Origin of the sequence: Rhodococcoides trifolii (assembly GCF_014635345.1) — a bacterium.
GTDB lineage: Bacteria > Actinomycetota > Actinomycetes > Mycobacteriales > Mycobacteriaceae > Rhodococcoides > Rhodococcoides trifolii.
Genome location: NZ_BMCU01000002.1, coordinates 766,587 through 780,264, shown reverse-complemented (window position 1 = coordinate 780,264; position 13,678 = coordinate 766,587). Strand labels below are relative to the sequence as shown.

Annotated in this window: 15 protein-coding genes; 2 read left to right on the top strand and 13 right to left on the bottom strand. The window is 65.5% G+C overall.

Annotated features, from left to right (window positions below):
• Positions 1-152 precede the first annotated feature (152 nt).
• A complete protein-coding gene (locus tag IEW02_RS10870; protein WP_229745938.1) occupies positions 153-1,004 on the top strand; it encodes an HpcH/HpaI aldolase/citrate lyase family protein in 852 nt (283 codons plus the stop codon).
• Here IEW02_RS10870 and IEW02_RS10865 read toward each other — a convergent pair.
• From IEW02_RS10865 to rpsB, 6 genes are all read right to left on the bottom strand, one after another.
• The gene (locus tag IEW02_RS10865) at positions 991-1,698 is read right to left on the bottom strand and encodes a class I SAM-dependent methyltransferase (protein ID WP_188544792.1); all 708 of its coding nucleotides are present in this window, start codon (positions 1,696-1,698) and stop codon (positions 991-993) included. The genes IEW02_RS10870 and IEW02_RS10865 overlap by 14 nt on opposite strands.
• 12 nt (positions 1,699-1,710) lie before the next feature.
• Positions 1,711-2,586, bottom strand: coding sequence for a phosphatidate cytidylyltransferase (locus tag IEW02_RS10860; protein WP_229745937.1), 876 nt, complete (start codon positions 2,584-2,586; stop codon positions 1,711-1,713).
• On the bottom strand, positions 2,587-3,144 hold the full coding sequence (frr, locus tag IEW02_RS10855; protein WP_188544791.1) for a ribosome recycling factor: 558 nt from the start codon (positions 3,142-3,144) through the stop codon (positions 2,587-2,589). It lies immediately after the preceding gene.
• Positions 3,145-3,178: 34 nt separating this feature from the next.
• Positions 3,179-3,904, bottom strand: a complete 726-nt coding sequence (gene pyrH / locus IEW02_RS10850) for a UMP kinase (protein ID WP_188544790.1) — start codon at positions 3,902-3,904, stop codon at positions 3,179-3,181.
• Positions 3,905-4,022: 118 nt separating this feature from the next.
• Positions 4,023-4,847: a translation elongation factor Ts gene (gene tsf / locus IEW02_RS10845; protein WP_188544789.1), complete on the bottom strand. Its 825-nt coding sequence runs from the start codon at positions 4,845-4,847 to the stop codon at positions 4,023-4,025.
• A gap of 96 nt (positions 4,848-4,943) precedes the next feature.
• On the bottom strand, positions 4,944-5,861 hold the full coding sequence (gene rpsB / locus IEW02_RS10840; protein WP_188544788.1) for a 30S ribosomal protein S2: 918 nt from the start codon (positions 5,859-5,861) through the stop codon (positions 4,944-4,946).
• A 348-nt stretch (positions 5,862-6,209) separates the two neighbouring features.
• Between rpsB and IEW02_RS10835 the strand changes: the two genes are divergently transcribed.
• Positions 6,210-6,725: a M23 family metallopeptidase gene (locus IEW02_RS10835; RefSeq protein ID WP_188545287.1), complete on the top strand. Its 516-nt coding sequence runs from the start codon at positions 6,210-6,212 to the stop codon at positions 6,723-6,725.
• On the opposite strand, the gene IEW02_RS10830 is transcribed toward IEW02_RS10835, so the two are convergent.
• The 7 genes from IEW02_RS10830 to IEW02_RS10800 form a co-directional block, all read right to left on the bottom strand.
• Positions 6,716-7,852 (bottom strand): MinD/ParA family ATP-binding protein, encoded by a 1,137-nt coding sequence (locus IEW02_RS10830; RefSeq protein WP_188544787.1) that lies wholly within the window; start codon positions 7,850-7,852, stop codon positions 6,716-6,718. The genes IEW02_RS10835 and IEW02_RS10830 overlap by 10 nt on opposite strands.
• A gap of 152 nt (positions 7,853-8,004) precedes the next feature.
• The gene (locus tag IEW02_RS10825; protein ID WP_188544786.1) at positions 8,005-8,913 is read right to left on the bottom strand and encodes a tyrosine recombinase XerC; all 909 of its coding nucleotides are present in this window, start codon (positions 8,911-8,913) and stop codon (positions 8,005-8,007) included.
• 21 nt (positions 8,914-8,934) lie between these two features.
• Positions 8,935-9,705 (bottom strand): siderophore-interacting protein, encoded by a 771-nt coding sequence (locus IEW02_RS10820; protein ID WP_188544785.1) that lies wholly within the window; start codon positions 9,703-9,705, stop codon positions 8,935-8,937.
• 70 nt (positions 9,706-9,775) lie between these two features.
• Positions 9,776-10,120 carry a histone-like nucleoid-structuring protein Lsr2 gene (locus tag IEW02_RS10815; protein ID WP_188544784.1) on the bottom strand — a complete coding sequence of 115 codons (345 nt, stop codon included), beginning with the start codon at positions 10,118-10,120 and terminating at the stop codon, positions 9,776-9,778.
• 421 nt (positions 10,121-10,541) lie between these two features.
• Positions 10,542-11,684 carry a DNA-processing protein DprA gene (gene dprA, locus IEW02_RS10810; RefSeq protein WP_188544783.1) on the bottom strand — a complete coding sequence of 381 codons (1,143 nt, stop codon included), beginning with the start codon at positions 11,682-11,684 and terminating at the stop codon, positions 10,542-10,544.
• Positions 11,681-13,189 carry a YifB family Mg chelatase-like AAA ATPase gene (locus IEW02_RS10805; RefSeq protein ID WP_188544782.1) on the bottom strand — a complete coding sequence of 503 codons (1,509 nt, stop codon included), beginning with the start codon at positions 13,187-13,189 and terminating at the stop codon, positions 11,681-11,683. Before IEW02_RS10805 ends, dprA begins: the two co-directional genes overlap by 4 nt.
• On the bottom strand, positions 13,189-13,542 hold the full coding sequence (locus tag IEW02_RS10800; RefSeq protein ID WP_188544781.1) for a YraN family protein: 354 nt from the start codon (positions 13,540-13,542) through the stop codon (positions 13,189-13,191). Before IEW02_RS10800 ends, IEW02_RS10805 begins: the two co-directional genes overlap by 1 nt.
• Positions 13,543-13,678: the final 136 nt, after the last annotated feature.

The window sequence follows — 13,678 nt, the reverse complement described above, 5'->3', positions numbered from 1 at the left end:
GATCAGTGTCCCACTACCGACGGGTAAGTGGCCAATGCTGCTTCGGACAGGCGAAACTGCTGGTGAACAGTATTGACACAATCTTTCGCGAGGAGCGTACTCACGTGCACGATGGAGTTTCGACACCACCGACGACGAGCGAGGAACGCACCGTGACCACCTTTCTGGAGACTTCCGTGCAACCTGCCATCGCCGCCGACAAGGCGCGGTCGTGGCTGCTGGTTCCGGCCACCAAGCCCGAAACGTTCACCGCTGCAGCACAATCGGGCGTCGACGCTCTCATTCTGGACATCGAGGACGCGGTTGCCCCCGCTGCGAAGCCGGCCGCACGGCAGGCCGTGGTGGAGTGGCTGTCGAACGGCGGAACCGCCTGGGTGCGCATCAACGACGCCACCACCACGTTCTGGGCCGACGACCTCGCTGCGTTGTCCGGGGTCCCCGGACTGCAGGGCGTCATGCTTGCCAAGACCGAGAGTGGCAGCCAGGTCGAGATGACCGCGGACCGTCTGCCCGAGGGCACACGCGTCCTGGCGTTGATCGAGTCCGCGGTGGGCCTCGAAGCCACCCCCGAGATTGCTCGCGCCAATGCGACGTTCCGCCTTGCGTTCGGCAGCGGTGACTTCCGGCGTGACACCGGCATGAGCGACGAGCCGCTGGCCATGGCGTACCCGCGTTCACGACTGGTCGTGTCCTCCCGCGCCGCTCGCCTGCCCGGACCGATCGACGGACCGACCCTGGCGGCCAACGACGGCATGCTCAGCCGTGACAGTGCGCTCACGCTCTCGATGGGAATGTCCGGGAAGTTGTGCATGCATTCCGATCAGGCCGCGATCGTCAACCGTGAGCTCGCCCCGAGCCCGGCCGATGTGACGTGGGCCCGCGACGTCATCGACGCGCTCGGTGAGGACGGATCGCGCGTGCGCGACGGCAGTGACCTCCCGCGTCTGGCCAAGGCCAAGAAGATCACCGCTCAGGCGGCCACGTTCGGCATCACCGCAGGTTGATCAGTCCGGTGGGCTTGCGCCGCGTGTGCAGTCGGTAACGCACCGGGAACGACAGACCGGGAACGCTGTCGATCGCGCGGCGGGCGATCTTGCCGGAGAACTCGATCGACAGGACCTCCCGTAGTGAGCGCCTGTCGTCGAACCGCCACAACGTCTCGACCCGTCTCAGGTCGAACCCCTGTGCGTCGAAGAAGCGCTCCACGGCGACCGGGTCGTAGTGCGGCAGGTCTGCCCGCATCCAGTCGCCGTACGGCGACGCGGTGGCGTCGAGGTCTACGACGACCAGCACCCCGCCCGGCCGTAAGACCCGCAGCGCCTCGATGATTCCGGGTCCGCATCCGGCGCCGAAGAAGTAGGCGGTGCGCGCGTGCACGACGTCGACGGACTCGTCCGGCAGCGGTAAGCGTTCCGCGGATCCGAGCGCCACCGATACCGACGGTAGGTTGCGAACTCGCGCCGTGGCGGCCGGAAGGAGCGGCTGGTGCGGTTCGACTCCCAGTACCGACCGAGCGTCGGTGGCGAACCTCGGGAGATGGAATCCGGTTCCGCACCCGACGTCGACGACGTCCTTACCGGCCCAGTCGGCCACCTCGCGAAGCGCGGTGAACAGTGCGTCGTGTGCATCCTGAGCGCGGTTCTCCGCCTCGTACACCTCGGGCCAGTTCCAGATGTTGGGGCTCTTGATCACGGCCATGACAGGGCGGCGTCAGACGAGGGCGGTGAGCACGACCCACGTCACGAACACCGACGGCAGTACCGAATCGAGTCGGTCCATGATTCCGCCGTGACCGGGGAGCAGGGTGCCCATGTCCTTGATCTTGAGGTCTCGTTTGACCTGGGACTCGATCAGGTCGCCCAGGGTGGCACTGAACACCACGAGAATTCCGAGTAGAACACCGATGAGCGGGTTCGCGTGCAGCATGAACGTGACCGTGCACAGGCATCCGGCGATGCAGAACAGCAGTGACCCGCCGAGACCTTCCCAGGACTTCTTCGGGCTGATGGCAGGCGCCATCGGGTGTCGGCCGAACAGAACGCCCGCCGCGTAGCCACCGATGTCGGAGCACACCACCGCGATCATCAGGACCAGGACGCGGAAGCCGCCGTTGTCTTCGAGCGTCAGCATCGTCACGAATGCGCCGAGCAGAGGCAACCATGCGAGCACGAACACCGAGATGGCGGTATCCCGCAGGAAATTCTGGGGCGGAGCCGACAGTCCTCGACCCAGGAGCTGCCACACCATCATCACCAGCACCGTGGCGGTGAACGCAGTGACGGCGCCCATGGCGCCGTACGGCCAAGCGAACCACATCACCGCCTGACCGCCGACGATCAGAGGGATCCGCGGGACTTCGATTCCGCCCTCGCGCAGGCGTTTCGCCACTTCCCACGTCGCGATCGCGACAGCCACCGCGGCAACCCCGATGAACACCTTCGGGACGAAGACGAGCACGACGATGCACATGACGCCGAGGCTTCCCCCCACCGCGATGGCAGCGGGGAGATCGCGGCCGGCTCGGGAGGTCTTCGCCACCGCCTCGGGGTGCTCGGGTGTGTCGAGCGGGGCGCTATCGGAGGTCACTCATACCTCCATCAAGTCCGCTTCCTTGTTCTTCACGAGGTCGTCGATCGACGCGACGTACTTCGCGGTGGTCTTGTCGAGTTCCGCTTCGGCGCGCGAGACCTCGTCCTCCCCCGCCTCGCCGTCCTTCTGGATGCGCTTCAGTTCGTCCATCGCCTTGCGCCGGACGTTGCGAATGGACACCTTCGCATCCTCGCCCTTGCCCTTTGCCTGCTTGACGAAATCGCGACGCCGATCCTCGGTGAGCTGCGGAATCGAGATCCGGATGATGTTGCCGTCGTTCGACGGGTTGACACCGAGATCGGAGTTGCGGATCGCAGTCTCGATGGCGTTCAGCTGCGACTGCTCGTAAGGCTTGACGATGACCATGCGCGCCTCGGGCACGTTGATGCCGGCGAGCTGCGTGATGGGCGTGGGAGATCCGTAGTAGTCGATCACGATGCGATTGAACATGCCCGGATTCGCTCGTCCGGTACGGATGGACCCCAGGTCGTTCTGGGCAACCGTGACGGCCTTCTCCATTTTTTCTTCTGCGTCGAACAATGCTTCGTCGATCACGACCGGTCCTTCCGAATCTTGCTGTGTACGTTCACTATTTGACCAACGTCCCGATTTTCTCACCGCGCACGGCTCGGGCGATGTTTCCCTCGGTCAACAGGTTGAACACCATGATCGGCATCTGATTGTCCATGCAGAGGCTGAACGCGGTGGCGTCGGCGACCTTGAGACCCTTCTCGATGACCTCACGGTGACTGATCTGGTCGTACATCGTGGCGTCCGGATCCGTGCGGGGGTCCGCGGAGTAGACGCCGTCGACGGCCTTGGCCATCAGCACCACCTCGGCACCGATCTCGAGGGCACGCTGCGCGGCCGTGGTGTCGGTGGAGAAGTACGGCATGCCCATGCCCGCTCCGAAGATCACCACACGCCCCTTCTCCAGGTGACGCTGCGCGCGCAAAGGGATGTACGGTTCGGCGACCTGGCCCATGGTGATGGCGGTCTGCACACGCGTCGCGATGCCCTGCTTCTCCAAGAAATCTTGCAGCGCAAGGCAATTCATGACCGTTCCGAGCATGCCCATGTAGTCGGACCTGGACCGGTCCATTCCCCGCACCTGCAGTTCGGCACCTCGGAAGAAGTTCCCGCCCCCGATGACGACCGCAACCTGCACACCGGTCCGCACCACGTAGGCAATTTCCTCGGCGACCTTCTGCACCACGTCGGGGTCCAGACCCACCTCACCGCCGCCGAACATCTCGCCGCCCAGCTTCAGCAGCACGCGCCGAAAGCCAGGTCGTTCGGTTTCCGGTTCGGTCATGGAAAGCTCCTTAGGAGTACGTGGCGACTCTTCGCGGTCTCATCCTGCCTCATGCCCCACTCACGACTGTGCCGTCCACCCCTGAAGGATGAACGGCACAGTCGAGTTGTTCACGAGATCAGTTCGAGCCGACCTCGAAGCGAACGAAGCGGGTGATCGTGACACCTGCGTCGGCGAGGATGGCCTTCACGGACTTCTTCGAGTCCTGAACCGACGACTGCTCGGTCAGAACGACGTCCTTGAAGAAGCCGTTGACGCGGCCTTCCACGATCTTCGGCAGTGCCGCGGCGGGCTTGCCCTCTTCGCGGGCCGTCTCCTCGGCGATGCGACGTTCGCCGTCGACGATGTCGGACGGCACCTCGTCGCGGGTGACGTACTTCGCCTTGAGTGCGGCCACCTGCATGGCGGCGCCGCGAGCGGCCTCCGCTGCAGCGTCGCCCTCACCGGTGTACTCGACGAGGACACCGACGGCGGGCGGAAGGTCCGAGCTGCGCTTGTGCAGGTACGTGGCGACGGGTCCGTCGAAGGACACGACGCGACGGATCTCGAGCTTCTCGCCGATCTTCGCCGACAGCTCCTGCAACGCGACGTCGACGGTCTTGCCGTCGAGCGTCAGCGCCTTGAGCGCGTCCACGTCGGCGGGCTTGCCCTCGGCGGCGACATCGGCGATCGACTGCGCGAATGCCTGGAACTCGGCGTTCTTGGCGACGAAGTCGGTCTCGGAGTTGATCTCGACGAGGACGCCGCCCTTGGCGACGACCAGGCCCTCGGCGGTGGACCGCTCGGCACGCTTGCCGACGTCCTTCGCGCCCTTGATGCGGAGCTGCTCGACGGCCTTGTCGAAGTCTCCGTCGGTCTCGGCGAGCGCGTTCTTGCAGTCCATCATTCCGGAGCCGGTGAGCTCGCGGAGCCGCTTGACGTCAGCGGCGGTGTAGTTCGCCATGGTGGGCGAGCCTCCTCTTGATGTGTGGGATAGAGACAAAGTTCGAAAACCTGACGAAACAGCCCCGGCCAGAAATTCTGACCGGGGCCGCGTCGACTATGCCTGTGCGGCAGGAGCTTCCGTGGCGGCAGGTGCCTCCGTGGCGGCAGGCGCTTCCGTCGCGGGTGCGTCGGTGACCGGCGCCTCGTCGGCGGCGGGAACCTCCGCTGCTGCGGCCGTGGTGGCCTCGGCAGCCGGTGACGCCTGTGCGAGCTGCTCGAGCTCCCACTCGGCGAGAGGCTCGCCTGCGCCGACCTCGGGCTTGTCGTCCGAACCGGTGTTGCGGCCCGCACGCGCCTGCACGCCCTCGGCCACGGCAGACGCCACGACCTTGGTCAGCAGGGCTGCGCTGCGGATGGCGTCGTCGTTACCCGGGATCGGGTAGTCGACCACGTCGGGATCGCAGTTGGTGTCCAGGATCGCGATGACCGGGATGTTCAGCTTGCGCGCCTCGGCAACCGCGAGGTGCTCCTTGTTGGTGTCGACGATCCAGATTGCCGACGGGACCTTGGACATGTCCCGGATTCCGCCGAGGGTGCGGTCCAGCTTGGTCATCTCACGCGTGAGCATGAGGATTTCCTTCTTGGTGCGTCCCTCGAAGCCACCGGTCTGCTCCATCGACTCGAGTTCCTTGAGCCGGATGAGGCGCTTGTGCACGGTGCTGAAGTTGGTGAGCATGCCGCCGAGCCAGCGCTGGTTCACATACGGCATACCGACGCGAGTGGCCTCGGCTGCGATGGATTCCTGCGCCTGCTTCTTGGTTCCGACGAAGAGGACGGTGCCGCCGTGGGCAACGGTCTCCTTGACGAACTCGTACGCCTTGTCGATGTACGTCAGCGTCTGCTGCAAGTCGATGATGTAGATGCCGTTGCGGTCGGTGAAGATGAATCGCTTCATCTTCGGGTTCCAACGGCGGGTCTGATGCCCGAAGTGCGTGCCGCTGTCGAGCAGCTGCTTCATGGTTACTACAGCCATGGCTGAAGAACTCTCTTTCGTAGTGCCGGTTGTCGCGGGAAGCCGTGCTTTCCGCCCTGGCGCTCGTGGCCCCCGGACCTGCACTGCAGGACCAGCCGGAGGCTCGGTGTTCGGACTCCCCGAGGGGTGACTGAACGCGAACGCGCGAAGTCGACCCGTGATGACACGAGCCGCACAGCCAGTGTACGGCGTCGAAGCCGCAGGTCATAACCACGACCTGTTCGCAACCGTTCTGTCAAGACGAACGAACGATGTGTGGATGGCGGTACCCCGTCGTCCACAGGCCGCGAGAACCGCCGCCGCTACCCACCGGCGTCCGGAGATGCTGTCGAGATGGTCCGCCGAACGATGATTCTCCTGAATGCACTGTGTCTCCTAGGTGCACTGTGTCTCTTTAATGCACTGGGGCTGTTCGCTTCGGCGGACGCATCCGCGCAGAACGAGGGATTCGGGTGGCCACTGACGCCGCGCCCCCACGTTGTGAGGGCGTTCGATCTGCCCGACGAACGATGGCTGCCGGGCCACCGGGGTGTCGATCTTGCGACCGAACCCGGAGCGGCCGTGCTCGCTGCCGGAGACGGCGTCGTGGTGTACGCCGGGTTGGTGGCGGACAAACCCGTCGTCTCGATCGAGCATCCCGGCGGCCTTCGAACCACCTACGAACCGGTCGACGCCGGTGTCTCGGCAGGTGACCGTGTGCGGCGCGGACAACCGATCGGAACTGTGGCAGCCGGCCATCCCGGTTGCCCGACGACAGCGTGCCTGCACTGGGGGCTGCGACGAGACCGTGACTACCTCGACCCGACGGCGCTCGTGAACAGCCGACCGGTGCGGCTCGAACCCGTGGTTGCGACCTACCGTTGAGCAGTGGCGTGTCGACCGCCGGCGTCCGGGAAGTCGTCGGCCACCATCGCGGCGAGATCGGTGAACGCCGCTCGGGTGCGCGGGCGCAGTTTCTCCAGGTCGACGACCGACCCCTCCGCCAGATGCTCGTCGAACGGCACCACCACGACGGCTCGACACCTCGCCATGAAATGCCGAGTCAGTTCGTTCATGTCGATGCTGGCCGTTCCCGGGCGGTGCGCGCTCACGACGACGACGGTGCGCTCGACCAGATGCGAATACCCGTGCAGGCCCAGCCAATCCAGCGTGGCGGCCGCGCTTCGCGCACCGTCGACCGCAGGCGAGCTGACCAGGACCAGCGAATGCGCAAGGCTGAGAACGCCGTTCATCGCAGAGTGCATGATGCCGGTTCCGCAGTCGGTCAGAATGAGGTTGTAGTGCACGCGGAGCAACTCGATGACACCGCGATAGTCCGACTCGGTGAACGCCTCCGACGCCGCTGGGTCACGCTCGCCTGCAATCACTTCGAGCCGGCTGGGCGATTGCGACGTGTGGGCGCGAATATCGGAGTACCGGCGAATATAGGGCCCTGCGGCCAGGAGATCGCGCACCGTCGACTTGGTCTGCTGCGGAACCCGTTCCGCGAGCGTTCCGAAGTCGGGATTCGCATCGACGGCGACCACGTTGTCCCCGCGTAGCGACGCGAACGTCGAGCCGAGACCGACCGTGACGGTGGTCTTTCCGACTCCACCCTTGAGAGACAGGAAAGCAATCCGGTAATCACTGCTGATGGGCTGCCGGATGCGACTCACCTGCGATGCGAGCCGTTCTGCCGCCGTCGGCTCTCCGGAGTTGAACGCGCCCGCGGTGAAGCGCTGGATCGTGCGGCGCCATCCCTGCCGCGGATCGCGGTGCGACCGATCGAGCAGCGCGTCGGCACCCAACTCGTGGCCCACGTGCGGCCGCGCCGCTCCGCGTTGCGGCTCTTGCTGCTCGTGGACGTGATGACCGGTGTCGTACACGGTGTCGAAGCGAGTCGAGTCGGCTCGGAACACAGGCGTGGACGTGCTCGAGCCGGGAACCGACCACTCCTGCGACGGGGTTCCGGGCAGCCAGAACCGGTCTCGGTCGTTGACGTGACGATCCACGGTCCTCCCTCGTGCCGTCGACGGGGAATGTTCACCCGCCTGCTACCCGACCCTGCTGCTTCGAGACCGAAGCCTGTTCCACCTCACTACGAAATGGATGTTACTTCGGGTACACCGTACCAAATGGTGACGTACGGTCCGAAAAGGTCGGATTATGCGCGCGGATGCGCTTGATCGTGCACCGCTCGCAGGCGTTCTACCGAAACATGGGTGTACAGCTGCGTGGTCGCCAAGGATGCGTGCCCGAGAATTTCCTGGACCACGCGCAGATCCGCTCCGCCCTCGAGCAGATGTGTGGCGGCGGAGTGCCGTAGACCGTGCGGCCCCAGGTCGGGAGCACCTGGCACCACCGACAGCACATCGTGCACGATGCTCCGCGCTTGCCGCTGGTCGAGCCGCCCACCGCGCTTGCCCAGCAGCAGGGCCGGTCCCGACGCCGGTGCCGCGAGCGCTGGTCGCCCCACCCCGAGCCACGCGTGGACCGCGTCCGCCGCGGGCCTTCCGAACGGAGCCGACCGTTCTTTGTTGCCTTTTCCGATCACCCGCACCAGCCGGCGGCCCAGGTCGACGTCGTCCACGTCGAGTCCGCACAACTCGCCGACTCTGATACCGGTGGAGTACAGCAGTTCGACGACCAGACGGTCGCGAAGCGCGAGAGGGTCGTCCTGCGCAGCGCCCGACTCGGCGGCCGTGAGTGCGGCAGCCGCCTGATCCGCGCGCAACACGGCGGGCAACGTACGGCGCGATGTCGGCGCGACGAGGCGTGCACCCGGGTCTGCGTCCAAGACGCCTTCGCGAAACAGCCACGCGGTGAACGTGCGGGCCGACGATGCCCGACGAGAGACGGATGTGCGGGCGGACCCACTACGAGAGAGCGACGCGAGCCAGCTTCGCAACACGGTCAGGGTGATGTCCGACAGCGCGGAGTCAGGCGCCTCGCGTTCGAGATGGCCGACCAGGCTGCGGGCGTCGGACAGGTACGCACGAATCGTGTGTTCCGAACGCCCCCGCTGCAGCCGCAAGTGCGCGGCGTACCGATCCATCACCGCGCTGTCGGTCATTCGGTCGTCATCCGATCGCTGTCATGATTCGGCGGCGGCCAGTTCACGTTTCCACTCGCGGAAACCCTCTTCGGTGCGGCCGCGTCTCCAGTACCCGGAGATCGACGCCCACTCCGCCGGCACGCCTCGTTCCTTGCGAATGTACGGGCGGATGTTCTGCATCACAGCCTGCGCCTCGCCGTGTACGAAGACCTGAGCCTGTCCGGGCAGCCACTCGGTTGCGCGCACCGCAGCGATCAGCGGGGAATTGTCGCCGGCGTTGTCGTCCCCCACTTCGTTCGACGCTGCGCCCCGGTGAATCCAGGTGACGTCGACCAGTGCCAGCGTTTCCATGTAGATCTCGTCGTGCCGATCGGCAACTTCGATGAACACCTTCGCGATGGCGTCTTCGGGCAGCGATTCGACAGCCGCAGATATTGCGGGAATTGCCGATTCGTCGCCGGCGAACAGATGCCAGTCCGCATCCGGCCGAGGGGAATACGCACCACCGGGGCCGAACATCGTCACACTGGTGCCCGGCTGCACCGTCGACGCCCACGGTCCCGCAATTCCTTCGTCTCCGTGGACGACGAAATCGATGGCAATCTCTCGACGGACCGAATCCACGGACCGGACCGTGTAGGTACGGAGCGTGGGATCGTCGTCGTGCCCGAGATGGATCTTGACGTAGGAGTCGGTGAACTCGCTGGGTTCGAACGCGCCGAAGTCCGGGTCTCCCAAGAAGACCCGGACCATGTGCGGTGTCAGGCGTTCGGTTCTGACGACCGTGAGTGTGGTGGTGCGTCGCGCCACGGGTGCGCCCCCTTCCGGGATAGGTAAGTGTTACCTAATATAGCGCACCGCGCGTCGGCCGCACCGTTGCTCAGTGAGCAGCGTCGTACGCGTCCTGAATTTCCTGGCTGATGCGTCCGCGAGCCGACACGGCAAAGCCGTTGTCCTTGGCCCAGGCGCGAACGTCCTGCAAATCCTGGCGCCCCTTCTTGGGCGCAGCGGCAGTGGTGGAACGGCGAGCCTTGCGACCACCGGTCTTCTCGGCGTGCTCGACCCAGAATGCGAACTGGTCGTACAGCTCGTTGGCGTGCTTGTGATTGAGGTCGATGGTGTACGAAACCCCGCCGAGAGAGAACTCGACGGTTTCGCCTTGACCCTCCTTGATCAGCGATCCGTCGACATCGTCGATCATCTGGACAGTGGTGCGTCGTGCCATTTGTATTGTTCCCTCTCACGGTTTCGGCCCTTGCGTGGATGTGGCCGGCAAGGATTCGAATCGATCATATGCCGCGATAGAAACGAAAACACGCAAGACCCCCGTTGGAGGGCGTGTTCGAGTACATTCACCCGGTCGTCGAACCGACGGACATCGAATTCAGTGGCTGCTGATCATGTTGCGACAGAGGTACTTTGGTTCTTTCTATTCACGTACGCAGATTCTGTTCGGCGATTCTTTCGCAGGAAACAACAGACCGCCGGGTTCTTTATCTGCACGTTGGTTCGGTATCGATGTTCGCACCGAGGGGTAGGACGCGCGTACCGTTTTGCCGGTTTTCGTGCAGCGCCCGCCGGCCGTAATTTCGTTGCGCAAACCGGAGTCGGAAATCCGCACCGAGTTTTCACCGTCACCGATGCTTTCACCGTCGCCTCTGCGCACGCGCCCACCCGGTGTCGTCGCGAACCACCAGTGATTCCATTTCCAGCATCACCAATGCCGCCCGCACGTCGGACATCGGCACACCCGACAATTCCGAGATCTCGTGCGGTCCGAGCGAACCGGACCCTGGCAGCGCGTCGAGAACCAGAATCGCCGGTCCGGTGATGCGATCGTCTCCTCGTGAGAACAGGTGGTCCTGCTCGTCATCGCCCGAGAGCGCCGACCCGATCTCTTCGACGACGTCACGCGCATTCGACACCAACCGAGCCTCGGACTCTCGGATCATCCGATGGCACCCCGCCGACGACGCCGACGTCACCGGGCCGGGTACGGCCACCACCGGCCGGCCCAACGACCGGGCCCACGACGCCGTGTTCCGGGCGCCGCTGCGCCATCCTGCTTCGACCACCACCACTCCCTCCCCGAACGCCGCCACCAGACGGTTCCGTGCCAGGAAGCGGTGTTTGGCCGGAGTCGTCCCCAGCGCGTACTCGCTGACCACCAGGCCCGACGACGTGATCTGCTGCAACAGGCGGGCATGACCGGCCGGATACGCACGGTCGACACCGCAGGCCAACACCGCAACCGTCACTCCCCCGACACCCATCGCGGCCCGATGCGCCACACCGTCGATCCCGAACGCACCACCGGACACCACGGTCCACCCGTCGACGGCCATGTCGCCCGAGATCTCGCCGGCCACGTGCTCCCCGTACGCCGTGGCCGCCCGCGTTCCCACCACGGCCACCGCTCGTTCGGTGACATCGAGGAGAGAGCGTCCCCCGATCACCCACAGCGCCAACGGAACCGACGTGTCGGCGCGGCCGCCGAACTCCCCGGTCTGGAATCCGACGAGTCGCCACGCCGGCCACTCATCGTCCGTGGGAATCACCAGCCGCCCGCCCAACGCCGCGACTGCGTCCAGATCGGCGGCGGCAGTATCGATGTGAGCACGCGCCGACACCCGCTCCGCCACGACTCGGGGAACCACACCGGACTTGATGGCTCGTACCGCCTCCACCACCCCGTACCGTTCGACGAAATCCGACACCACACGCGACGGGCCCTGCGTCACCCTGGACAGATACGCCCACGCCACTCGCTCGGTCTCCCACGCAGTCACGCCGCACCCCGATCGCGAAATCCCATAGCTGCCATCACCGCGTCCGGACCCGGGGACGATGTCCCGGCGAGATCGCTCAGCGACCAGGCCACCCGTAGCGTGCGGTCCGCTCCCCGCGCGGTCAGTACCCCGCGTCGCAACGCTCGCTCGAGCGGGGCCACCGCATCACGGGACAACCGAAATTGTTGGCGCAGAGCAGGTCCGGGGACCTCCGCGTTGGTGTGCCACCCGAACTCGGCCCACCGTTCGACAGCAGCCGCACGAGCGCCGGCAACTCGCGTACGAACCTGCTCGGTCGACTCGCTGGGTTCGTCGGTCAACGCACCTGTCGACACGGAGTTCATCTGCACCCTCAAGTCCACTCGGTCGAGCAACGGACCGGACAGTCGGCCCAAGTACTTTCGGCGGACGGTCGGTGCGCACACGCAGTCCGCGGTTCTCGCCGACGCGCACGGGCACGGGTTCGCCGCCATCACAAGTTGGAAACGCGCCGGATATCGAGCAACCCCGTCGCGTCGCGCGATGCGCACCTCACCGTCCTCGAGCGGAGTGCGCAAGGATTCGAGGACACGGGCCGACATCTCCGCGCACTCGTCGAGGAACAGAACTCCGCGGTGTGCACGGCTGACCGCACCGGGTTTCGCAATGCCCGTTCCGCCGCCGACGAGGGAGCTGACGGAACTGGTGTGGTGCGGAGCGATGAAGGGTGCGGAGGTGATCAGCGGTCGATCACTCGTCAGCGTGCCCGCCACCGAGTGCACTGCCGTGACTTCCAACGCTTCGGCTTCGGTCAACGGCGGCAGCAGACCCGGAAGTCGCTGCGCCAGCATGGTCTTACCGATTCCGGGTGGTCCCGTGAGCATGATGTGGTGGGCGCCGGCCGCGGCCACCTCGATGGCCCACCTCGCTTCCGACTGACCCACCACGTCACGCAGGTCGTTCGTCTGGTCCTCGGGTTGTGTGCGTACCGGACCGGGCGGGGTCAAAGTTGCACGTCCGGCGAGCCACGCGATCACTTCGGCCAGATGTTTGGCCCCGAGAATGTCGATCCCGGTCACCAGACCGGCTTCGGCGAGACTGTCGACGGGCACGACGACGCGCGGCCACCCGGCGCTCCGTGCCGCGAGGACGGCCGGAAGAATGCCCCGGACGGAACGAACGCGGCCGTCGAGCGCCAACTCGCCCAACAGTACGGTTCGCGAGAGTAATTGACGCGGAATCACTTTCGCGGCGTCCAGCACCGAGCACGCCAGCGCCAGGTCGTAAACCGAACCGACCTTGGGCAGGGTCGCGGGTGACAGCGCGAGGATGACCTTCGAATTCGGCCAGGACTGGCCACTGTTGGTGACCGCCGCTCGGACCCGATCACGTGATTCCTGCAACGCAGTGTCCGGCAGTCCCACCACGTGCACACCCGGCAGTCCTCGTCCGATGTCGGCTTCGATCTCCACCAGCACGCCGTCGATTCCGGTGACCGCCACCGAATACGCACGTCCGAGAGCCATCAGAACACCGCCCGGTGATGCACGACCGTCGGTTGTCCTCCGGGAGTGGCGATCACGCCGATGACGTCGAACCGCACGGCTACGAACGGTCCCCCTCGCTCGATCAACCACAACCCGGCCAGTCGACGAATACGACCCTGCTTGGCCACCGTCACCGACTCCTCCGGTGAACCGAACATGGTGCCCGATCGCGTTTTCACCTCCACGAAGACGGTCGTGTCGCCCTCCCGCGCGACCACATCGAGCTCACCGTATCGGCACCGCCAATTACGCTCGACGACTTCGATTCCCGACGCGACGAGAAATGCCACTGCCGCATCCTCGCCCCGTGCACCCAACCCAGCATTCGACATCGTCTCGACCCCCCGACCGCTGTCCTCCGGTCCGAACCCGGAGGCACTCTTCCGAGAAGGATTGCGAACACGGCTGATTCGTCCGGATCGTCGACCTGCGCGGCGGATCGGTCTGTGGATGGGCTGTGCCTGTGGA